The sequence below is a fragment of the Porphyromonas sp. C0041D3 genome (genome assembly GCF_056590575.1).
Genome location: NZ_JBWPWJ010000008.1, coordinates 42,854 through 66,261 on the forward strand (window position 1 = coordinate 42,854; position 23,408 = coordinate 66,261).

The window sequence follows — 23,408 nt, forward strand, 5'->3', positions numbered from 1 at the left end:
TGCCGCGCTGCCTTATCGGACAAGTCGGACGAGTCGGACGAGTCGGACAGCGCAAGAGACACCTGGGATCCGCCAAGGAGATCCGCCCCGCCGGATGCGCTGCCTTATCGGACCGGTCGGACCGGTCGGACAGCGCAAGAGACAACTGGGATCCGCCAAGGAGGTCTGCCCCGACAGCCGATCCAGCAGGGGACCCCGGGAGGGGTCATTTTTTCATAGCCCGGTGGTCGAGGCACGAAGTGCCGAAGACCCCGGGTTTCCTGCGTCTCACCTTTATGATACGACCCCGATAGGGTGTCGGTCCCTCCAAGAGCTCTCCATTACGAGCGACGCCCTAGCGGGGTCGAGGGGATGAATAGGGCTATGATTTCCCGGGGTCGTCGGGGCTACGCCCCTCCGACCACCGGGCTACGAAAAACGCACCCCTCGGGGTGCCACGCCGGCCGACCCGTCGGTTGAGGGGGCGCTTCTTTTTATTCTCTCGGGGAAAATGGCTAATTTTACACTGTCGGAGTTTGGGCTCTGACCTTTTGCCACTAAAAATCATCTAACCAAATACTTACACAATCGATTCATGAATACAACTGACTTCAGCATCCGCGAGATCGGCGTCACCGACCCCGAGGAGAAGAAGAGGATGCTCGAGACCATCGGCGTCAAGAGCGTCGACGACCTCATCCATCGTGTCATGCCATCGGACATCCTGCTCGACAAGGAGCTGGACCTCCCCGAGCCGATGAGCGAGCGCGAGCTGATCGAGCACATCAATGAGCTGGGCGAGAAGAATCAGATCTTCTCCTCCTACATCGGTATGGGCTGGTACGACACCTGCACCCCCGCTGTCATCCAGCGTAATATCCTCGAGAACCCCGCTTGGTACACCTCCTACACGCCCTATCAGGCTGAGGTGTCGCAGGGCCGACTGGAGGCGCTCTTCAACTTCCAGACCGTCATCACCGAGCTTACCCGTCTCCCGCTGACCAATTGCTCCCTCCTCGATGAGGCGACCGCAGCTGCCGAGGCATGCGCCATGTTGCTGAATGTCCGTAAGCGGGCTGAGGAGAAGACCAAGACGAAGATCTTCGTCTCCAACAACCTCTTCACCACCACCCGCCGCGTCATCGAGACGCGCGCCTCGCAGTGGGACTGCGAGCTGGTCTACGGCTGTCCCGATGAGATCACCCTCGACGAGACCTTCGCCGGCGCTGTCGTCCAGTATACCAATGACAATGGTCAGGTGATCGAGCTTAAGAGCTTCCTCGAGAAGGCAAAGAAGGCCGGCGTCCGTGTCGCTGTCGCCGCCGACCTGATGTCCCTCGTGCTGATGACCCCTCCCGGTGAGCTGGGTGCCGACATTGTCTTCGGCTCCTCTCAGCGCTTCGGCGTGCCTATGTACTTCGGTGGTCCCTCCGCCGGCTACCTCGCCGCCACCGATGAGTACAAGCGCATCATCCCAGGACGCATCATAGGTGTGACCGTCGACCGTCTGGATCACAAGGCCTTCCGCCTCGCCCTCCAGACCCGCGAGCAGCACATCAAGCGCGAGCGCGCCACCTCCAATATCTGTACCGCTCAGGCACTCCTCGCCACCATCGCCGGCATGTATGCCGTCTATCACGGACCGGAGGGACTCAAGGACATCGCTGGGCGGATCCACACCTACACCGTGATCCTCGATCGCCAGCTCCGCAAGCTTGGCTACAAGCAGGCCAATACGCTCTACTTCGACACCCTCAAGATCGTCGACCTCTCCGAGGAGGAGGTGGCCGCCATCCGTCGCATCGCCGAGGAGAGTGGCTGCAACTTCCGCTACTTCGCCGACGGCACCTCCATCGGCATCTCCCTCGATGAGACCACGGAGGTGAGCGACCTCGCTACCCTCTTCTACATCTTCACTGAGGCGAAGAAGGCCGACTCTGAGGTCGACGTGCCGGAGATCCCCGCAGAGTGGCTGCCGATGGACGAGAAGGTCCGTCGCGAGGGCGACTTCATGCAGCAGGAGGTCTTCAGCCTCTACCACACCGAGACCGAGCTGATGCGCTACTGCACCCGTCTCGGTCGGCGTGACCTCTCCCTTGCCGACTCGATGATCTCCCTCGGCTCCTGCACGATGAAGCTCAATCCTGCCGCGTCCCTCTTCATCCTCTCCAATGCCCACTTCTCCTGCATCCACCCCTACGCTCCCTCAGAGCAGGTGGAGGGCTACCTCGAGATGATCGACAGCCTCGGCAAGATGCTCTGCACGATCACAGGATTTGACGACATCTCCTTTATGCCCAATTCCGGTGCCGCCGGCGAGTACGCCGGTCTGCGCACCATCCGCGAGTACTTCATCGACCACGGACAGGAGGACCGCAAGGTGATCCTCCTCCCCGAGTCGGCTCACGGCACCAACCCCGCCTCCACCTCCCTCGCCGGACTGGAGCCGGTGATCGTCAAGTCGACGGAGAATGGCGAGATCGACGTAGAGGACTTCCGCACCAAGGCGGAGCAGCACAAGGACCGCCTCGCCGGCACCATGATCACCTACCCGAGTACGTACGGCATCTTCGAGGTACACATCCGTGAGCTCCTCAAGATCGTTCACGAGCGTGGCGGTCTGGTCTACATGGATGGTGCCAATATGAATGGTCAGTGCGGCTGGACCAACCCCGGCTTCATCGGTGCCGACGTCTGCCACCTCAACCTCCACAAGACCTTTGCCATCCCCCACGGTGGTGGCGGTCCCGGTGAGGGCTGCATCTGCATGACGAGCAAGCTCGCACCCTACAAGCCCTCTCACCCGCTGATGCACGGCGAGGATCGCATCCCCGTCTCCGCAGCGCCCTTCGGTAGCGCCGGCATCCTCGGCATCACCTACGCCTACATCCGCATGATGGGCGCTAAGGGACTCAAGGCTGCCACCGCCGGAGCGATCCTCAACTCCAATTACCTCTCCGCCCGTCTGCAGGAGGACTACGGCGTCCTCTACCGCGGTGAGACCGGCTTCGTCGGTCACGAGTGCATCGTCGAGTGCCGCAACTTTGGCGCCGTCGGCATCACCGACCTCGACATCGCCAAGCGACTGATGGACTACAACTACCACGCCCCGACGCTCTCCTTCCCCGTCCACGGCACCCTCATGGTGGAGCCGACCGAGAGTGAGAGCCTCAAGGAGCTCGACCGCTTCGTCGAGGTGATGAAGCGCATCCGCGCCGACATCCAGGAGATCATGGATGGCAAGGCTGACGTGGAGGATAATGTCCTCAAGAATGCCCCCCACCCCCTCTACGAGGTGGCCACCGACGAGTGGAGCCACCCCTACACGAGGGAAAAGGCTGCCTTTGACCTCCCCTACCTCCACGACTGGAAGCACTGGGTCAATGTCGCGCGCGTCAATGACGGCTACGGCGATCGCAACCTCGTCTGCTGCTACATCCCCGCAGGCGAGCTTATCTCCAATGAGAATGCGATGAAGGAGGAGAGGTAATCCCTCCCGTCCCTGATACCTGAGGGGGCACAGCGCAGAGAGAGAGATCTGCGCTGTGCCCCCTCTCTGTATGCTAAGGAGAGCTGTCTTATCGGACGAGTCGGACGGATCGGACAAGTCGGACGGTGCTCTAAACAGCCGGCATTTGCCTAAAAGGTCCGCCCCGCCGACCGATCCCGTATGCCGATCCCACATGCCGATCCAGCCGACCGATCCAGCCGACCGATCCAGCCGACCGATCCAGCCTGGGACCCCGGTAGGGGTCCGCTTTTCCTAGTCCGGGTGTCGAGGCACGAAGTGCCGAAGACCCCGGGTTTCCTGCGTTCCACCTTTATGACACGACCCCGACAGGGTGTCGCTCCCTCTGGCGATCGCCATTACAAGTGCCACCCCTATTGGATGAGACGGCAAGAGGGGGCTTAGGCGGGGAAATTGTCTTATCTTTGTCATCTAAAGACAGATAACTACAGACGAGATATGTCGCACGAACTAAGCGCTAAGTACGATCCCTCCCAGGTGGAGGATAAGTGGTATGGATACTGGACGGAGCATAAGCTCTTCGCCTCTCATCCGGACAATAGACCTCCCTACACCGTCGTCATCCCCCCGCCCAACGTCACCGGCGTGCTCCATATGGGGCATATGCTCAATAACACCCTCCAGGACATCCTCGTCCGGCGGGCGCGGATGACCGGCTTCAACGCCTGCTGGGTCCCCGGGACCGACCACGCCTCCATAGCTACGGAGGCGAAGGTGGTGGCCAAGCTGGCGAAGCAGGGGATCAAGAAGAGCGACCTCACGCGCGAGCAATTCCTCGACGAGGTGTGGGACTGGACGCATGAGCACGGCGGGATCATCATCAGCCAGCTCAAGAAGATCGGCGCCTCCTGCGACTGGGATCGCATCGCCTTCACCATGGACGAGCAGCGAAGCGAGACGGTGAATGATGTCTTCTGCGACCTCTACCGCAAGGGGCTGATCTACCGTGGCATACGGATGGTGAATTGGGATCCGGCAGCTAAGACGGCGATCTCCGATGAGGAGGTGATCCATAAGGCGGAGCACTCCAAGCTCTACTACGTCCGCTACGCCATCGTGGAGGATCCGGAGCAGTACGTCCTCGTGGCGACGACCCGCCCGGAGACGATCTTCGGCGATGCAGCGGTCTGCATCAATCCCTCCGATGAGCGGTACACCCACCTCCAGGGCAAGCATGTCATCGTGCCGGGCGTGGGTCGCGAGATCCCGATCATTATGGATGACTACGTGGACATAGACTTCGGTACCGGCTGCCTCAAGATCACCCCCTGTCACGACATCAACGACTACGCCATCGGTGAGCGGTATCACCTGCCTAAGTACGACGTCTTCAGTGACGATGGGACGCTGAATAGCTTTGGTGGCAAGTACGAGGGGCGTGACCGCTTTGAGGTGCGGGACGCTTTTGCCCAAGAGCTGGAGGAGATCGGGGCAATGGACCACGTGGAGGACTACGACAATACGGTCGGCTTCTCCGAGCGGACCGATGTGCCGATCGAGCCGAAGCTCTCCACCCAGTGGTTCCTCCGGATGGACCACTTCGTCAAGCCAGCCTATGAGGCGGTGATGAAGGACGAGGTGAGCCTGGTGCCGCCAAAGTTTAAGAGCATCTACGCGCACTGGATGGAGAATATCCACGACTGGAATATCTCTCGTCAGCTCTACTGGGGGCACCGCATCCCCGCCTACTACCTACCTGATGGGCAGATCGTCGTGGGGGAGAGCCGCGCCGTGGCGCTCGAGGAGGCTCACAAGATCGACCCGGCCCTCACCGATGCTGACCTGAAGCAGGACGAGGACACGCTGGACACCTGGTTCTCCTCCTGGCTCTGGCCGATGAGCGTCTTCGCCAATCCGATCAAGGATCCGGAGAATGCGGAGCTCCGGTACTACTACCCCACCTCGACCCTCGTCTCCGGACCGGACATCCTCTTCTTCTGGGTCGCCCGCATGATCATGGCAGGGTATGAGTATATGGGGAAGAAGCCCTTCGGGGACGTCTACCTCACCGGCATTGTCCGCGATCACCAGGGACGCAAGATGAGTAAGCAGCTGGGCAACAGCCCGGACCCGCTCCTGCTGATCAAGGAGTATGGCGCCGACGGCGTCCGGATGGGACTGATGAGCTGCACCAATGCCGGCAACGACATCCTCTTCGATGAGTCTATGTGCGAGCAGGGGCGCAACTTCAGCAATAAGATCTGGAATTCGTACCGCCTCGTACAGGGCTGGCAGGAGAGCGAGACGGTGGAGCAAAGCGCTGCCCAGGCGGCCGCTGTACGGTGGTTTGCCGAGGTGCTGAGCGACACCCGCAAGACGCTCGACGACCACTTCGCCAAGTACCGCATCAGCGACGCGATGATGCTGCTCTACCGCGTGGTCAAGGACGACTTCTCCGGCACCTACCTCGAGCTGGTGAAGCCGGACTACGGCAAGCCGATCGACAGCGCAACGCTTACCGCCACGAAGGGCTATCTCGAGCAGTTGCTGCTCCTCCTGCACCCCTTTATGCCCTTCATCACCGAGGAGCTGTGGCAAAACCTTGCCGACCGCGCAGACGGGGAGAGCATCATGACGCAGCAGCTGCCTGCCGAGTCGGAGCCTGACCGGGAGATCCTCCACCAGATGGCGCTCTCGAGCGACATCATCACCGGCGTCCGCGGACTACGCGCCCACCACGGCGTATCACCCCGCGAGGCGGTGGAGCTGCTGATGCCGGAGGATCGCCTGAGCGATGCCTCCAAGGCGGTGATCCGCAAGCTCGCCAATATCTCCGACTTCACCGTCGCACCGACGAGCGGAGACGCTGAGGTGGAGACTTTCCTCGTGGAGACGACCGTCTATGGCGTCCCCTTCCGCGGGCTGATCGACATCTCGGGCGAGATCGAGAAGCTGAGGAAGGACATCAAGCACTACACCGGATTTATAGCCGGGATAGAGAAGAAGCTGAGCAACCCGGGCTTTGTCAACAACGCCCCGCAGGCTGTCGTCGATATGGAGCGGAAGAAGGTCTCCGATGCGACGGAGAAGCTGAAGAGCGCCCAAGAGCGTCTCGACCTCCTCGAGCAGCAGCAGTAAGCCATCCCCCCCCCTAAGTAATCAAGGCACGATATGGAGTCAGAGATTCATGACAAGGTGATGAGTACCGCCGCTATCGTGGCGGAGTTTTTCGGGCACTTCCGTGAGACGCTGCTGACGGGCGGCTGCCTGTCGGTCCACAAGGTGATCACCTCCTTTGACCTCGTCGAGGGGGAGATACTCCTCTCCTCGGATAGCGGTCAGAGCGATAGTGAGGTGGTCTATGGCTGGCTCTCCGAGGATGGGGAGCGTGCCGTGGTGACGGAGCAGGAGGCACTCCTGACCGTCCGGGAGGCACTCCGGCGGCTGGCGGCGGCAGGATTCTTTGAGCAGCACCCCTTTGCGATGGACGTCACGATCGTCTACCAGAGCGGCGGGGCTAAGGACAAGACACTCTACTCCCACAGCGACAGCACCTGGGACGGGATCCGGCACGACAAGCTCCTCAAGGGAGCGAGCGAGGAGCTGGACCTCTTCCTGACAGAGCTCCTCCGGAAGGAGGCATAGGGCGACCCACCCAACAAATCAAGTACCCCCTCTCACGCTAAGCTGATGGCGTGAGAGGGGGTACTTGAGTCGTACAGAAGCCACTTAACTCGTTGTGAAGTGTGGGGAGCGAGGCACCCCGGCAGGGGTGCTCCACCGGATGGGATCCTAAGAGATATTCCCGTATCGGACGGATCTGGAAATATATGGTCAATGCAGGCACCTCGGAGAGGTGCGTTCTTCATAGCCCGGCGGTCGGAGGGGCGTAGCCCCGACGACCCCGGGAAAAGCGATATCCTCCTCTCCCCTCGACCCCGCCAGGGGTCGGTCGTAATGGTGATCGCCGGAGGGACCGACGCCCTATCGGGGTCGGATAGATAAGGCGTATCGCAGGAAACCCGGGGTCTTCGGCACTTCGTGCCTCGACACCCGGGCTACGCAAAAGGCACCCCTGTCGGGGTGCTCCACCGGATGGCGAGGAGAGGGTGTGCAGGGGAAGCACCTCGGAGAGGTGCGTTCTTCTTAGTTGTACAGCTCAAATGCGTCACCCCTGCCATCAGCTTAGCGTGAATTTACTCGATGCGGTCGACGGACTTCACCCCCTTCGCCTGCCGGATGAGTCGGACAAGCTGCTTGAGCGACCGCTCATCATCAGCATAGAGGGTAAAGAAGCCGAGGAAGAGCCCGTCATTGGACTCGATGCGGAAGTTTTTGAGCTTGACGCCCTTCTCCAGCCCTATACGGGTGGAGATATTATTGACCACCGCGATGTCGTCCTCACCGACGACCCTGAGCGTCACCTCCCGGGCGGCTCTATCGGCGGCGATGCCCGCCCACTCCGCCTTGTGGATGCGGTAGCTGTAGCGGGTGAAGAGGTCGGTGGCATTGGGGCAGTCGTAGCTGTGGATCCTCATGCCGGTGCGAGAGGCGTAGGCAAAGATCCGGTCACCGTATATCGGGTGGCAGCACTGTGCCAGCTCGTAGTCGATGCCGGTGAGCTTGCCGTCGATGAGGATCACGTCCTTATCCGCCGTGGAGAGCTGCTCCAGCTCCGTCTCCCGCTCGTAGTCCTCTGCCGAGACCTTAGGCTTGCTCTCCTTGGCACTCTCGGTGCGCTCCTCGAGGAGTGCCTTGTAGTCGTCGAGCACCTGATTGACCTCGTAGCGCCCGTCCGCCACAGCGAGGAGGAAGTCACTCTCGCCCTTGTAGCCGTGGCGCTTCATGAGGCGGGCAAATTCGCCCTCGTCCCACTCCAGCTTCCGGTTACGGATCTTTCGCTCCAGATCCTCCCGTGCGAGTGCCACCCGCTCCTCGTCCTTATTGCGGAGGCAGCTGCGGATCTTGCTCTTCGCCCTCGAGGTCTGGGCGATGTCGAGCCAGTCGGCCTTGGGTGCCTGGCTGTCGGAGGTGATGACGCTGACGGAGTCGCCATTCTGCAGCACATACCGCAGCCCTACATTGCGCCCATTGACACGGGCGGAGACGCAGTGGCTGCCGACATTGGTATGGATGGAGAAGGCGAAGTCGAGTACCGTGGCGCCCTTAGGCAGCTGCAGCACCTCCCCCTTGGGGGTAAAGACGTACACCTCCTCGTCGTAGAGATCCATCCGGAAGTCCTTGATCACCTCGTCCTCGGGGAGCTTATCCCCCATCTCGAGGACCCGACGCGCCTCCGTCATCAGGTCATCCAGCCCAGTCTCACTCTTGATCCCCTTGTACCGCCAGTGCGCCGCCAGTCCCCTCTCAGCGATCTCATCCATCCGCTCAGTCCGTATCTGCACCTCCACCCAGCGGTGCTCGGGTCCCATCACGGTGATGTGGAGGCTCTGGTAGCCGTTGCTCTTCGGGATCGAGATCCAGTCCTTGAGCCGCTTGGGATTGGGCTGGTACATATCGGTGACGATAGAGTAGACGTGCCAGCAGTCGCCCTTCTCCTCTCTGGGCTCCGAGTCGAGGATGATGCGGATGGCAAAGAGGTCGTAGATCTGCTCAAAGGCACACTTCTGCACCTGGAGCTTGTGGTGAATGGAGGAGATGGACTTGGTCCTGCCCTTGATGTGAAACCTCAGCCCCGCCTCCCTCAGCCGCTTCTCCAGCGGCTCGATAAAGGCGGCGATGTAGGCGTCGCGGGCATCCTTCGTCTGGGCCAGTTTCTCCTTGATATAGGTGTAGACCTTGCGATCGGTGTACTTCAGCGCCAGGTCGTCCATCTCGCTCTTGACCGCATAGAGCCCCATACGGTGCGCATAGGGGGCAAAGATGGTGTGTACCTCGTCGGAGAGCACCCGCTGCTCCTCCTCGCCGAGGAGATGACCGGCCAGCCTCAGCCGAACCAGCCGGTCCGCTATTAGGATCAGGATGATCCGCACATCCTCGGCAAAGGAGAGGAGGAAGCGCCCGAGATTATCGCTCGTCATCACCTCCGTCGGGTCGTACACCTCGCAGACACGGAGGAGCAGGCGGTCCAGGTGAGCGGTGTCGGCACCAAAGCTATGCTCGATCTGCTCCTCCGTCACCACGCCGCAGCTGAGCGGACGCCAGAGGAGGATGGCAAGGAGGGAGGTGGAGTGGAGACCGATCTCCTCGACGGCCGAGACGGCGGTGAGGAGCTGCGTCTTGAGGCTATCGATGCTCTTCGTCTCGTAAGCACCCCGGTCAAAGGAGCGTCTCAGCACCTCCAGCACGCGGTGGATCTGCTCCCGAGAGAGACCGTGCTCCAGTGCCAGGAGGTACCGGAGGATCTCGCCGAAGCTGCTCTCGTACGATATGGCGCGATGACGGTACATGGCTTAGCGATCCCGGTGAGAGATGCGATCGGAGACACGCTGCTCGTAGTCGGCGCGACGGACCCGCCTCGGCCTAAGCACGAGGAGGACCATCACGATCACCGAGACAGCGAGGAGACCGATGGAAATCCAGAAGACCAGCCAATTAGTCGCCCTGAGGAGCCCCACGATGGATAGGATAGCGATGACACCGGCTATCAGCGTGGGAAGGGTAGTATTATTTTTCTTGCTCATGATCACGTACAGCTATAGTGGAGGGAAAAGGAAGGTGCTCCTCCCTTCCCCCTTGTCTGTAAATATAGCGCAAATACTCCAATACGACGCCGCTGGGGTGTCGGTCCCCAGGTGACGATACAGCAGAGGACCCCGGTAGGGGTCCGTTCTGCATAGCCCGGTGGTCGAGGCACGAAGTGCCGAAGACCCCGGGGAAACGAGGATGTATTTTGGGATAAACGACCCCGCCAGGGTGTCGGTCCCTCTAACGATCACCATTACGAGCGACACCCTGGCGGGGTCGTGGGATAAAAGAGGGCTATGCTTCCCCGGGGTCTCACCATTATGATACGACCCCGATACGGTGTCGCTCCCGCTCGGTGACCTTCATCCCGAGCACCCCCGGCGGGGTCCCGAAAATAGATCTCCAGGAGGGTAATCAGGAGAGGCAGCGTGAGCGGCGTTACTTCTGCTTCCTATCGTCGTAGGAGTAGACCTCGCGGATCTTCCCGTCCATGCCGTGGATGACGACCGAGACACCCCGGTCGATTGCGATATCACGGGCAGCCTGGATCGCCTCCTCCTGAGTGGGGCTGAGCTTGAGCGCCTTGGGCTGACCCTCGCTGAGGATCTGCCACTTCCCATCCGACTTGCGGTGGGTCACATGTAAGTCTTTTCTCTTGTCCATAGTCTTAGTACTTAGTATTAAGTGAGTGGGTCACACAAATGTAGACATATCCCTCCACAAGACCTAACCCTCCTCGACATCCCTTGCGGATGGAGTGCTGACGATGGTTGATAGTATGCGAGCTGCGCTGCCACGATCGAGGAGGGGCTCGAGGGTGACAGCGCAGATGGATTTTGGGTCCTTATATATATAGGAGTGGTGGACGGCTATGGGGTGCCGAGGTAGTGTGCGAGGACGGCAGTCTGTCGAGGGGTGAAGTTTCGCTTGGGACTAGTCCAGCCGACTAAGGATAGGGCATGGCTGAGGAGCGGATAGCTCTTGATAGACATACGGAGCGCCCTCGAGGCGCTCTGCGGATGGTAGTCGGGGTAGTACTGAAGCGCTACCTGCTTGACCGGAACGATGCCGCCCAGGTCCCCCTTGAGAGGTTCCCAGCTCTTGATCTCCTCCAGCAGTCGGAGATCGGAGGTGCTGAGCATTGGCTCCGAATGTTGTTGTTGTTTTTCTTCTGTCATAGTTTAGTTGTCGAGACATTGCAAAGGTATGCATTATTCATCCTACGTGCAAAACTTGACCATTTTTTCCTCGAAGAGACAGAAGGAGATCCTAAGAGACAATCACCCCTGAGGGGGATCGTACTTTTGCATCACGATCACCGACAACCCTCTCCGATCATAGCCTCCGAGAGATCAGTGCGGCTGCAGACGCTACTGTGAGGAGGAGAGAAGCCCGCTCGTTCGGGTGCCGAAGAGGAGCGGCGAATCGTCTATTAACTATTCATCTACTTTGCAATACAAAAACCAATTATGGCATTTATCTACAGTGTAACTGAGCGCAAGAACTCCATCCCCAACGCCAAGATGCCCCGCGTGGCTGTCGCCACCTCGCGTATGATGGGCGTCGTACCTCTCCATCAGATCGCCAAGAGCATCTCTGTGCGATCTACCGTCCACCGCGCGGACGTCAACGCCGTCCTCACCGTACTGCCGGAGGTGGTGCTGGAGTACCTCTCCCAGGGACTCTCCGTGCGCCTGGGCGAGCTGGGCTCCTTTGCCCTACGCTTCCGCAGTAAGGCGGCCGCAACGGAGAAGGACTTCACCTCAAGCAATGTGAAGAAGGTCCACATACGTTACACGCCCAGCCCGATCATGCTGGCGGAGATGGCTACCGTGCCGGTGCGGAGCTTCAGCTCCCTCATCGCCGAGAAGAAGAAGGCAGAGGAGGCCAATAAGAAGCCTGCCGAGAGCGTGACGCCTAAGGAGAATAAGGAGTCGGGCAATGGCGGGCTGTGACACCACTCCCGCTGAAGGGTCCTGAGACCACCCACCAGTAAGGCTCACAGGGGTGAGGAGGGTGACACCTCCTCGCCTCACCACTACAGCAACTCAACTTATAATAAGACAAGCGATATGACACAAGCTTACACTTCACCCATAGCGACCGAAAAGCTAACCCCCGACCCCATGGAGGACTATAATGGCCCCACACTACTCACCCGACCGGAGGAGATCAGGCGCGCTGAGAGAGCCATTCACTTCTTGGTGATCCACTGCAGCGCCACACGCAACTGCGACAACTACTCCCCCGAGCAGCTGATCCGGGATCACGTACAGCGGGGATTTAGGGGGTGCGGGTACCACTACTACATCACGAAGGACGGATCGCTGTATGGTATGCGTCCCGTAGAGCTACCCGGTGCCCACGTGAGGGGCTTCAACAGGCGCTCCATAGGCATCTGCTACGAGGGCGGGCTGGACCATAAGTACGTGCCTGCCGACACTCGCACACCGATGCAGCGACAGACGCTGACACAGCTGATCCACCGTCTGCTGGAGCTCTACCCCGATGCCTACGTCGTGGGTCACCGGGACCTGTCGCGAGACCGAAACCACGATGGGATCATCACTCCGGACGAGTGGACCAAACTGTGTCCTTGCTTTGACGCCAAGCTCTACAATAAGTCATGGGTCATCTCAGAGTGAGCATCGCCCTCCTACTCCTGCTGTGCCTGATGGTTAGCTGCAAGAGCAGAGAGAAGACGCTACAGACAGCGGTGCAGCATGAGGTGAGAGAGATCACAAATACGGACCTCCGGGACACCGTGACGATCGAGTGGTGGGACAATGCCCCTCCCACTCCTCTCGATACCCTGCTGAGGTCTGTGGCGCCTAAGAAACAAAAGGTAGTGCTGGCACGGCATCAGGTCACCAAGCAGGTGGGGAAGACCAAAGCGACGCAAGAGAAGAGGGAGACAACCATAAAGCAACCTATGAGTCGCCGGAGCCCTCCCATCCGGACCTTTATGGTAGGTCTCGGGGTGGGCCTAATGGTGGCGGTGCTGCTCTCGATGCTATGGCAACGACTAATCCACACAATACGACTATGAATGAAAGAAACAACCGATTCCGACTGATATGGGCCTCTATGCTCTGCGCCAGTGGCCTGACCCTGCTCTTCACCTCCCTCTGGCTGCCCCCTCAGGGGATCATCGACTCCAGTGTGCTGGTAGCCTACGGCGAGGTGATGACCTTCGTGGGCGGGCTCGTAGGCATCGACTACGTTTACCGCAATAAGGGAGAGTAGGACCTCGCATCAGCAATCCCTAAGAGGAATGAGAAACGGGGATGTGCTGAGAGATCATCTCGGCACACCCCCGTTTCTCACTGGGTATAGGAAGGGGTTACTCGGTGACGGTGACCGGGATCTCCTCAATCACCTTGGCACCACTGCCCCAGTCGCTGGTAGACAGTTGTATGATCGTCTTACCGGACTTGACACCTTTCACGGTGCAGGAGAAGGGCTCGCCCCATCCACCTCGTGGGGAGAGCGAGACAAGTGATCCGTCCTTGACACTCCACGTATAGTAGTCCCAGTCACTTGCGTTGAGGACCTCTATCTTGGCTGTCTCTCCCACGCTTATCGCTACGGAGGTGAGGGTGACCCTACCGGAGTGTATCAGGTCGCGGACTCGGACGGTGAGCTCCTTGGTCTCCCCGCTCTTCGTGTCCTTGATGATCAGCTTACCGTCGCCATTGCTCTTAGGCGTAAGGATGATGAGGTCCTCTCTCAGCTCAGCAGTGAAGAGTGCCTCGTCAGCGGTCAGCTCGTAGGCTCCGTTGCCGGAGATGATCCTGAGGGTGGTGTCGTAGCCCTGGAGCACCTCGACCATCTCAGCCTGGAAGTCAAGGAGGAGTGGCTTGAGCGTGATGACCACCTCCACCTCCCGGCTCTCGCCGGAGATGTCGTCGGTCAGGGTGACTGTCGTCTTACCGGGCTTGATGCCGGTGATGACAAACTGCCCCGACTGATACTCTACACCGGCGATAGCGGGGTCTGCGCTCTTGACGCTGTAGGTCCCATTGCCGCTGAGGATGCCGATGATGCGACTCTCACCGTATGGGAAGGTGAGGGGGAGCTCCGGCAGGTCGAGCTTGAAGGCTCTCATAGAGACGGTAAGCTCACACTTGCCTACTGCTCCGGTGGCATTATCCTTGACTGAGACCATGGTGTTGCCTTCCTTGAGACCCACGATGCGGATCCCGGAGGGTACTACCTTGGCGGAGGCAATGGCCTCATCGGCCACCTCTACGGTGTAGTCTCCGCTGCCGGAGAGTACCGACAGGGTAACGTAGCTGCCGATGGGTAGCCCGGCATCATACTGAGAGAGCCGGAGGAGCTGCTGTGCCGAGGTGACGGAGACCTTGAGCTGAGCCGTCATCCGGGACTGGTTGTCTCTCACCACGCCGCTCACCTGACCATCAGCCTTACCATGGAGTATGATCGTATCTCCATGTGTAACCGCAGTGGCGGTAGAGACCTGAGGGAGTACCACAGAGTAGTCTCCCGACCCTTCCGTGACGATGACCTGAGCGGTCCCGCCACAAGGGACGGTCACCTCGGTGCGGTCAAGTGTGATCGCAGGGGGAGCATCAGGGATGTCAACGCCGCAGTTGCAGGAGCCGAGGAGGGTCAGGGAGAGTGTAAGGGCAGTCAGTAGGGCTGCATTAAGTATCTTATTCATATCCATTGCTGTCTTGGTCATTTAGCCGGGCCCTTGTAGAGTGGTCCCACGAAGTCACAGGACTCTCCGTAGAAGATCTTGGTCACCTCGCTGAGGTATCCGAGCTGGCTGCCGTTGTGGAGCGCCTCGGGGTTAAGATTGAAGTACATAAAGAGCCCGAGCCCGGAGCTGAGGACCGCCCGAGCCGATGAGGCTGCTCCGGCCACTGCCCATGAGCGATTGGCCTCAATGGATCTATTGCCATACCTGAGCTTAGGCATATCGATGAAGCTGAGTGAGGAGACACTGTAGTCTGACCAGCTGTAGTCCACATAGTCCTTGGCGGACTTCCCGTCCTCGTCCGTCAGACCGGCACTGAAGGGGCTATTGAACTCGTAGTGCGTGATCAGCTTGTCGGGCATGACCTCCTTGAAGGCCTTGACCATCCAGAGGGCAGACATCTCGGTGTACCCGAGGGAGGGGAGCTTCCCGTACTCGGCATACTCCTCATCCACATCCCATCCATCGATACCGAGCTTATCGGTCCACATCTTCGCTTCCTTGGCGAAGTCGAGAGCCTCCTCGTAGCTCTGGAAGTTATTGTACCCCACGCCCTGGTGATTGGGCAGAATGTCGACGATCACCTTGATCCCACGGTCTGTCAGTGGCTTGATGTAGATCTCGGGGTGCTGTACGATAGGCTGGAGCTTGTCGTTGAAAGAGATGTACCTCCTTCCCTCGACAGCATCGTAATTCATATTGGCTGCAAAGAGCACAATGAAGTCAAATACAGGGAGACGGCTGCCCGTGAGGACGAGATTGCCGTAGTTCCTGATGTCATTATCATTCGTCTCGACATAGGCGACCATCTTCATCGGCTCCGTCCTCTCGGGACCGCCCAAGAGATCCGGGGGGAGTCTCTTGGTCGCCTCGCCCAGCGGGACCACATCGCCGAGGCGATTGACCAGTATGTAGTGGCTCATGGTGTACTCTGCGGCCTGTACCTTGATCGGCAGGACATAGTAGCCATACTCGAGATCCTCAATGCCGGTGAGGGCTACCTTGAGGTGCTTGATGAGAGGATCCTCGGCATCATCGACCCACTCGGTGGTGCGACACTCCTCCGGCAGGAGAGTGAAGGCACCTAAGTGCGTGAAGTGCTCCAGCTTATCGGTGATCGCGCCGACCTCCTCGTCTGTCGTAGGAAGCAGCTGCACCGTGCAGCCCTCATAGGGGAGGGCGACCCTCAGGTCCACCGTCCTGGAGTGGTAGACACTCGTGAATTGCTCATCTCCGTCCTGTGAGGAAATCGAGTAGGGCTTGAGGGCGGGAGTGGTGGCTGACTGCGTGGGAGCAGGTAGCAGGATGGGCTCCTGCTCGCTACACCCTGTCAGCAACGATGCCGTCAGCATCGCAAGAGCCACCAGCCCTGAGACAGTATATCTTCTTTTCATCGAAATAATCATCGTAAAGTTTCTCTTACTCAATAGTGATGGGCGAGGACTCCTCGTAGATCTCCACAGGCTGATCGCCACTCTTGGCGGCTTGGCCCTTCTGCAGGAGGTCGTAGTTGTTGCCGGTGGCATCGGAGACGACGGAGCCGTCAGCTGTGATCATGCGCCAGTAGGCGAGCAGCCCGCCGGACTTGGCGTCCACCTTGTACATATTATCCTTGATCTCCTCAGCACTCCTGGCGACTGACCATACACGGGTCTCGGAGAGTCGGGCCTGGATACCGCGTCCTTGGCTGAAGCTTTGGCCGATCAGGAAGGGATTGCCTCCGGACAGCGAGCCACGGCCAGGGAATGTCGCCTTGAGGTCACCATTGATGTACACCTTGGTGATCCCGTCGGCGATGGTCATAGCGATGTGGTACCACTTGCCGGTCTCAAAGGTGAAGTCGACCCTTGTGCCATTGGCCTGCAACTGATTGCCGGGGACACCACTATCGCCAAATCTCATGAGCGTGCCGCCCTCGACACCCATCAGGGTGGAGATGCTTGCCTCTCCGGGATCATCCGGGGTGCGGAACTTCTCCACGTTGATCAGCGTCTCTAAGGTCATGGCCTCGTCCCCCTTGTTGCCGAAGGGCTGTGCCAGGGTGAAGTAGAGGTCTCTCGTGAGGCGAACGGACTTAAGGATGTCATCGGACTCGACGAAGCGCTCTACGGTATAGAGAGCAATGCTGTGTATCGGGCGTATCACCTTGCTGCACTCAACCTCGGTCAGCGCGATGGCAAAGAGATACTTGGTATTAGGCTCCAGGGTCTCAGGGACACTTACCTTGACCGCGAAGTTGTCGGAGTAGGTTGCTCCCTTCTTCACCACGACCTGCTCCGGGAGAGTGATCATGGAGGGGTCGAGGAGCTTGTACGCCTGACCCTGTAGGTGCTGATAGCGGTCGGCAGCCTCCTTATCCACGGTGAGGGTCACCTTGCGGGTCTCCTCTGCGGGTCTGAAGAGCTGCACATTCATAATCACGTCCTGTGACGTGATCTCCGGGTCGCTGATCACGAAGCTGGTGATCCTGTAGGGGGAGGACTGACCCATCTTGCCATCGTCCTTCACCAGATTGAGCACCGCTGCGGTGTCGCCGGTGAGGGAGCCGGGCTCGAGTTCACTCTTGCTGTCGCATGCCGCCAAGCCGAGTGCCAGGAGGGCAGAGAGGAGAAGTGAGTTCAGAGTTATCTGTTTCATGGCATTCGGTTTACTTCGTTAGACTATTGGCGTTGATCAGATCCCTGAGGAGAGCAAAGCCCTCCTTGCCAGACTTATTGCCGGCGTCCACCTCGATGTGATCGAAGGCGACTCCGGCCTTATTGGCCGACGTCCAGTGGATAAGCTCCCTATCTCTCGAGATCCTGTCGGCAGAGAAGATGGGGCTGTCGGGGTAGCCGATGGCGTTTTTCTTATCCGAGAGATCGATGGTGGGGATAAAGCGACTGCCGGACCAGAGTGATGCCTGCTCGGTGAAGTGAGCGAGGGTGGGGTCGACAGCGGTGCAGCTGTAGAGCACCCAGGTCGCCTTCTCGACAAAGGAGGCAGCCTCAGCATAGGGGCTCTCGACGGCGATGAGGTAGTCAGCCCTCTGCGAGGAGGCACGCTTCTGGAGGTCAGAGAGGATATCGGTGATCTCGGCCTTGTCAAAGAGCGTAAAGTCCACGGGGAGCTTGATCGAGTAGCCGTCAAAGGGCGCCTTGGAGAGTAGCCCGAGACCTCTGACGATCTCCTGCTGAGCGGACCGGAGCCACTTGTCATGCAGCTCCTTGGTCACTCTCTCGGTCATGGCGGACAGCTCCTTCTCCCTCTCCTCGGGTGTCGGCTCAGTCTCAGCGGCAGCCCACTTGGTATTGAGGATCATTCGCTCCTTAGTGAGCTGTCGGTCGAGCTCCTTAGAGCCACTGACATCGTACTGGCTGAGGTCCATGCCGAGAAGCACCCTGGTATGCTTGGCACTCTGGGCGCTTGCGAGGTCGTAGCTCTGAGTGGAGGTGAGCTCCTCCGTCACCCCCTTGAGGATCACCACGTCAAGGCTGTCCGGGGTCTCCGACAGCCAGTGGAGTGGTTGCTTGCACCAGTCGTGCATCATACCGATGACGATGGGGCGAGAGAAAATATCAGCCTTGTACTCTCTGACGACCTTGTCTGCCGGACGGAGTACGGGAGCCTCCACGGGGATGGGCTCCTGAGTGGTCCAGTCCGCACAGCTGCCGAGGGCCAGCAGTGGCAGCAGGAGTGCGATGAAATATCTATTCTTATTCATACAATACTATCTTGATGTAGGGGGGATTACTTCTTGAGCGCCCACCAGAGATCGGTGGCGTGTGTATCCGGGCCATTCAGAGAGGGGAGGATGGCATTCACATTCTCCAAGTTATTGACCTTCTCATCATTGGAGAAAGCGAAGCGCCTCATGCCGCCATAGTCCTTACCATCGGCTCTGCGCACGATGTCCTGACAGTCCTTGCTCTCATTGACGGTAGCGGTGAGGAGATTGGGGTACCCGGTGCGGCGCCACTCGGACCACGCCTCGATGGTGTTGTAGGGGAAGAGCGCGATCCACTTCTGGGTGATGATCTGAGCTAGCTCCCGCTCCTTGTCACCGGCAGCAGCATCCCAGGAGACCGTGATATCGGACGAGAATGAAGGGACATCCGCAGAGGGGAAGACGGGATCCTGGAAGCCTCCTCTGGTCTCAGTACCGGAGAGATAGTCGCCTACCTCTACGCCCCACTGCTTGCAGGAGAGGCGGATCCCCTCCTCATAGTACTCGCGAGCGCTCTTGTCGCCGACGCTCCAGCCGAGCAGCTTACCCTCAGCTCTGAGGAAAGAGACCTCGGCGGCAGTAAACAGGTAGATGGGCGAGTCTTTTGCAACGTTCACACGAGAGTACTCATCCTGCTTAGGATCGCCCTTAAAGCCCTTAACGGGCGGCACGTGAAGGCCGAAGGGCTTCTCTCCACGTACGGCGGTGAAATAGGCGGAGGTGCGCGGATCGCCAAAGGCAAGCATATACTCCACGATATCAGCCCCTACGCGCGAGTCGTTCCAGTCATTCATCTTGACAGCAGGGTTGTCGATCGAGGGCAAGGCAGCCGTCAGGTCGTTGCTCTCGATGACGCCCTTCTGGACCGCATACTCTGCATACTCCTTGGCCATGGAAGGAGCCACACCGGAGATGCGGATCGCCATACGCAGCATCAGGGAGCGACCGTAGGTGGCCCACTTACGCATGTCGCCACCATAGACAGTGTCGTAGTCCTTGTACGAGAGATCCCCCACAGGAGTCTCATCGAGCGCCTCTACGGCAGTCTTGAGATCAGCAAGCATAGCAGTGTAGAGCTCCTCCTCTGTATCGTAGGGGACGCGGAGATCCACTCCGGTGACCTTGGAGTAGGGCACCGGTCCGTAGCAGTCCGCCACGCGGTGGACTATGGCGATGCGGAGGAGGGTGCCGAGCGCAAAGTAGGGCTTGGTCATATCGCCCTCGCTCTTCCGCTTCAGGACATTGTACTGAGTGTAGAGGTGTTTCCCGAAGGTGTCGTTAAAGGGGTAGTCATTCCATCCCTGTTGGGGGGCATATCGGGCAAAGTCGGAGGTGAAATTGGGCGAACCGACAAAGCCGGACAGGACACCCGGGAGGTCGTAGTCCATCTGGTAGCCGTTTTCCTGATTGGGGATGACCCAATTGATGAGCTGGCTCAGCTCCGCACCTCCGGTGGGGATGCGGGACATCTCTGCCTCCGTGATGCCTGAGAGATCTTTATTGTAGTCCTCAAACTTCTTCGTGCAGGCGCTTACGAGGAGCGTGAAGCCCAAAAAAGCAGTGAGGGTAAGATTTATATTTTTCATAAGAGCTCAAGTGTGTGACTTAGAAATTGAGACTTAGACTAAATCCGAGAGTCCTCTGGGACGGCAGCATGAAGTAGTCCATACCTTGGCTGTAATTGGCCGTCGAGGAGACAGACTCGGGATCGAAGGGAGCATTATTGTAGAGGAAGCACAGGTTCCTCCCATAGAGGGACAGCGTGGCATCGGAGATGAAAATGGATGCGGGGAACTTGTATCTGTAGGAGATGTGGAGGTCCTGCAGACGGAAGTTGGTGGCATCGTAGACGTAGTACTGCGCCAAGCGATTCTTACCCCGGGCGATGAAGTAGCTCTGAGGATCGATAGGTCTGCCATCGACCGGCACATAGCCGAGATCCCTGGCTGCGGCAGTCGCCTCAGAGACACCATAGTGGTCGAGCGCTGCCTGAGTCATGGATACGACCACGCCGCCGACACGGCCGGTAAGGGCAAAGCCCAAGCTCAGTCCCTTGTAGGATAGCTCGTTGGTCCAACCGAGGTTGTGACTCGGGAGCACACTGCCGAGCTTGACCATCTGGTCGTCCTTGAAGTTGGAGACACTCAGGGAGCCATTCTTATTGACCAGCACACGGCCCTTAGCATCACGCGTAAAGTCCTGTGTGGTGTAGATGTCGCCGAGTGAGCCGCCCTTCTTGAGGATATAGTGCATCGAGCCCATGCTATTCATGTCGAGGAAGGGCTGTGACTCCTGCTCCTTCGTGAGGGGGTTGTAGTAGTTATCGGCCAGCTCCACGATCTTATTGTGATTGTATCCGTAGGTGAAGTTGCCGTCGTAGCGGAAGCCCTCATCCTTGCCCAAGTGAAGTCCCAGGGCAAGCTCCACTCCTTGGTTGCGTACGCTACCGGTCTGGATGTAGACAGCATCGTAGCCGGAGGAGGGAGAGGCGGCGACGCGCAGGGTCTGATTGTTGGTGTCAGTCAGGTAGTAGCTCCCGTCGAGGGTGATGAGGCCATTAAGCCAGCGAGAGGAGATACCGACCTCGTATGAGTTGGTACGCTCCGGATAGAGCTGACCGATGGGGAAGTAGGTCTGGGTCTTGTACTTCTTACTGTCCTCATCGGGGAGGTAGACCGGAGTCGTCAGACCACGCTGGAATGGAGAGGCGACCGAGCTGTATGCGAGACGCACCTTGAAGTAATTGAGCACCGGACGGATCCTCTGGTAGGTCTCCTCATCCAGCATCTCGGTAATGACGCCTGAGAGACCCACGGAGGGGTAGAAGAACGACTTCTGGGGCGAATTGGCGAGCTGTGATGCCCAGTCATTACGTCCCGTGAGGGTCAGGTAGAGGTAGGAATTGAGTCCCAGCTCCACGCTCCCAAAGATACTCTGCGTCTGCTCGATCCATCCGTGAGGGATCGGCTTAGTCTTCTGGGCAGCCTGATCGATATTGAAGATATTGAAGACGTTGGGGATGCCGTCCTCTCGCAACGGACCGCCATACGTGGTGTCGTCGTAGCGGGTGTCCTGGATGGAGGCACCGAGGGTGGCATTGACATTGAGTCGCCAGTCATTCTGCAGCTCAAATCCCTTATTTACCGTCGTGAGGAGGTCGGCGTAGGTCTGGCTCTCGCTTCCCTTCAGCTCGCCATAGTAGCCATTCTTGCTGACGTCATGGGTCTTCTCGGTCGTCGCATAGCGCTTGTCCGTAGACTTGACGAGCGTACGATCCCACCGGACACGACCGGCGATGTTCCAAAAGTCTGACTCGGACCACTTCATGATGTCGTACTTAGCATTCAGCCCCAGGATGTAGCGCTCGCGCTTCGTGCCGCGGAGGTTTCTGTACGCAATCCAGTAGGGGTTTTGGAGGGTATAGTCTCCATTGCCGTACGCCCAGTTTTGGACATAAATGTTGCGGCTGGGATCGGCTTTCTCAAAGTTCTTGACCGACTCCAAGCTCTCACTCCTCGGCATGAGGTAAGCTGCCACAAGGGGGTTCATGTACTCACCCTGGTTGATGAGGTTCATATGGTCCTCGAATATAAGGCTCGCTGAGGTGCCGATGGTCAGGCGATCCTCGAGGAAGGAGGTGTTATTGCGTGCCGAGAGATTGTATCTATTGTAGCTGTTATTAGGCACGAGACCTTTCGTCGTGGTCACACTGCCGGAGACGTAGGTCTGGTTGCGCTCCGTACCTCCGGAGACGGAGATGGAGTGCGTCATATTGGATGCCGTGCGGAAGAAGTCGCCTACCTCCCATCTCGGGTCGCCCTCCGGGATCAGTGAGCCCCAGGAGAGGAGGTTGCCCTGACTGCCGTAGCGATTCTGAAACTCCGGCAGGATCATCGGTCGCCCGAAGTCCATATTCATGGCATAGGAGACCTTGGGCGCTCCCGCCTGACCCTTCTTTGTGGTGATGAGGATGGCACCATTGGCCGCTGCCGATCCATAGAGGGCGGCTGCAGAGGCGCCGGTGAGGACAGAGATCGAGGCGATATCGTCAGGATTGATGTCCGCAGCGCTCTCCGTAGAGCCGGAGGAGGAGAAGCGACCTGAGCCTTGCTCCTGGGTCAGAGAGTAGATCGGCACACCATCGATCACGTAGAGGGCGTTGTTATTGCCCTGGATGGACTTGGTTCCTCTCATGACCACTCTCGCGGCACTACCCATACCGGCGGAGCTGGTATTGATGGTGACGCCGGCGATCTTGCCGTTGAGAGAGTTGACAAAGTTGGGGTCCTTACGGGAGCTGAGCTGGTCTCCCTTGATCTCCTGGACATTGTAGGCGAGAGCCTTGGTCTGGCGCTTGATGCCGAGAGCGGTGACGACAACCTCATCGAGGAGCTCGCTATCCTCCTTGAGGACCACCGTCAGAGAGGTGCGTCCATTCAGAGGGATCTCGAGCGTCTTATATCCCACGTAGGAGAAGCGTAGCGTAGCGTCGGAGGGGACGTCGGCTATCTGGAAGTTTCCATCAATGTCAGTCATTGCTCCCATATTGGCCTGCCCGATGACGACCACCGTGGCGCTGATGATGGGCTCATTCTGTTCGTCCACTACATGGCCCTTCACTGTGAGTTTGCTCTGCGCCGACAGCGGAAGAGCAAACACCAAGCACATGAGCAGCAGAAGGAAATGCCTGCTTTGGAGTGATAGTAGATTCTTCATTATAAAGTTGTAAAAGGTAAAACTCCGGTTCTTATGCAGAGTATCCGGCAGGGACTGTGGTGATGACTCATACCGGGCCTACATATAGTCTACTGAGGGGTGGTGACCCTCTTTGGCGCAAAGTTAATCAATCTTTTTCCTAACCCACAGACTTAACGTCTCTTTTG

General features: G+C 58.8%; 17 protein-coding genes. 7 read left to right on the plus strand and 10 right to left on the minus strand.

Annotated features, from left to right (window positions below):
• The first annotated feature begins 574 nt into the window (after positions 1–574).
• The 3 genes from gcvP (at position 575) to AC1EKE_RS06910 (ending at position 7,093) form a co-directional block, all read left to right on the plus strand.
• On the plus strand, positions 575–3,469 hold the full coding sequence (gene gcvP, locus AC1EKE_RS06900; RefSeq protein ID WP_480308807.1) for an aminomethyl-transferring glycine dehydrogenase: 2,895 nt from the start codon (positions 575–577) through the stop codon (positions 3,467–3,469).
• Between the two features lie 477 nt (positions 3,470–3,946).
• Complete coding sequence (locus tag AC1EKE_RS06905) at positions 3,947–6,586, plus strand: valine--tRNA ligase (protein WP_480308808.1); 2,640 nt, start codon at positions 3,947–3,949, stop codon at positions 6,584–6,586.
• 33 nt (positions 6,587–6,619) lie between these two features.
• Positions 6,620–7,093 (plus strand): hypothetical protein, encoded by a 474-nt coding sequence (locus tag AC1EKE_RS06910; protein WP_480308809.1) that lies wholly within the window; start codon positions 6,620–6,622, stop codon positions 7,091–7,093.
• A 551-nt stretch (positions 7,094–7,644) separates the two neighbouring features.
• On the opposite strand, the gene AC1EKE_RS06915 is transcribed toward AC1EKE_RS06910, so the two are convergent.
• The 4 genes from AC1EKE_RS06915 to AC1EKE_RS06930 form a co-directional block, all read right to left on the minus strand.
• A complete protein-coding gene (locus tag AC1EKE_RS06915) occupies positions 7,645–9,858 on the minus strand; it encodes a RelA/SpoT family protein (protein WP_480308810.1) in 2,214 nt (737 codons plus the stop codon).
• 3 nt (positions 9,859–9,861) lie between these two features.
• Positions 9,862–10,092: a hypothetical protein gene (locus AC1EKE_RS06920; RefSeq protein WP_296160326.1), complete on the minus strand. Its 231-nt coding sequence runs from the start codon at positions 10,090–10,092 to the stop codon at positions 9,862–9,864.
• Between the two features lie 442 nt (positions 10,093–10,534).
• A complete protein-coding gene (locus AC1EKE_RS06925) occupies positions 10,535–10,759 on the minus strand; it encodes a DUF2188 domain-containing protein (RefSeq protein WP_480308811.1) in 225 nt (74 codons plus the stop codon).
• A gap of 206 nt (positions 10,760–10,965) precedes the next feature.
• Complete coding sequence (locus tag AC1EKE_RS06930) at positions 10,966–11,274, minus strand: DUF4248 domain-containing protein (RefSeq protein WP_297129164.1); 309 nt, start codon at positions 11,272–11,274, stop codon at positions 10,966–10,968.
• A 291-nt stretch (positions 11,275–11,565) separates the two neighbouring features.
• Between AC1EKE_RS06930 and AC1EKE_RS06935 the strand changes: the two genes are divergently transcribed.
• The 4 genes from AC1EKE_RS06935 (at position 11,566) to AC1EKE_RS06950 (ending at position 13,342) form a co-directional block, all read left to right on the plus strand.
• A complete protein-coding gene (locus tag AC1EKE_RS06935; RefSeq protein ID WP_480308812.1) occupies positions 11,566–12,051 on the plus strand; it encodes an HU family DNA-binding protein in 486 nt (161 codons plus the stop codon).
• Between the two features lie 171 nt (positions 12,052–12,222).
• Positions 12,223–12,741: an N-acetylmuramoyl-L-alanine amidase gene (locus tag AC1EKE_RS06940; protein WP_480308827.1), complete on the plus strand. Its 519-nt coding sequence runs from the start codon at positions 12,223–12,225 to the stop codon at positions 12,739–12,741.
• Positions 12,723–13,145: a hypothetical protein gene (locus tag AC1EKE_RS06945; protein WP_480308813.1), complete on the plus strand. Its 423-nt coding sequence runs from the start codon at positions 12,723–12,725 to the stop codon at positions 13,143–13,145. Before AC1EKE_RS06940 ends, AC1EKE_RS06945 begins: the two co-directional genes overlap by 19 nt.
• Complete coding sequence (locus AC1EKE_RS06950) at positions 13,142–13,342, plus strand: hypothetical protein (RefSeq protein ID WP_296160234.1); 201 nt, start codon at positions 13,142–13,144, stop codon at positions 13,340–13,342. Before AC1EKE_RS06945 ends, AC1EKE_RS06950 begins: the two co-directional genes overlap by 4 nt.
• Positions 13,343–13,439: 97 nt before the next feature.
• On the opposite strand, the gene AC1EKE_RS06955 is transcribed toward AC1EKE_RS06950, so the two are convergent.
• From AC1EKE_RS06955 to AC1EKE_RS06980, 6 genes are read right to left on the minus strand one after another with little or no spacing between them, the layout of a single operon-like run.
• Positions 13,440–14,780, minus strand: coding sequence for a hypothetical protein (locus AC1EKE_RS06955; RefSeq protein ID WP_480308814.1), 1,341 nt, complete (start codon positions 14,778–14,780; stop codon positions 13,440–13,442).
• A gap of 17 nt (positions 14,781–14,797) precedes the next feature.
• Positions 14,798–16,213, minus strand: a complete 1,416-nt coding sequence (locus AC1EKE_RS06960; RefSeq protein WP_480308815.1) for a glycoside hydrolase family 18 protein — start codon at positions 16,211–16,213, stop codon at positions 14,798–14,800.
• 25 nt (positions 16,214–16,238) lie between these two features.
• Entirely contained in the window at positions 16,239–17,456 is a 1,218-nt protein-coding gene (locus AC1EKE_RS06965) for a DUF1735 and LamG domain-containing protein (protein WP_480308816.1), read from the minus strand.
• Positions 17,457–17,466: 10 nt separating this feature from the next.
• Positions 17,467–18,522 (minus strand): hypothetical protein, encoded by a 1,056-nt coding sequence (locus AC1EKE_RS06970; protein ID WP_480308817.1) that lies wholly within the window; start codon positions 18,520–18,522, stop codon positions 17,467–17,469.
• Positions 18,523–18,548: 26 nt separating this feature from the next.
• A complete protein-coding gene (locus AC1EKE_RS06975) occupies positions 18,549–20,111 on the minus strand; it encodes a SusD/RagB family nutrient-binding outer membrane lipoprotein (protein ID WP_480308818.1) in 1,563 nt (520 codons plus the stop codon).
• A gap of 19 nt (positions 20,112–20,130) precedes the next feature.
• Positions 20,131–23,145 carry a SusC/RagA family TonB-linked outer membrane protein gene (locus AC1EKE_RS06980; protein WP_480308819.1) on the minus strand — a complete coding sequence of 1,005 codons (3,015 nt, stop codon included), beginning with the start codon at positions 23,143–23,145 and terminating at the stop codon, positions 20,131–20,133.
• Positions 23,146–23,408 lie beyond the last annotated feature (263 nt).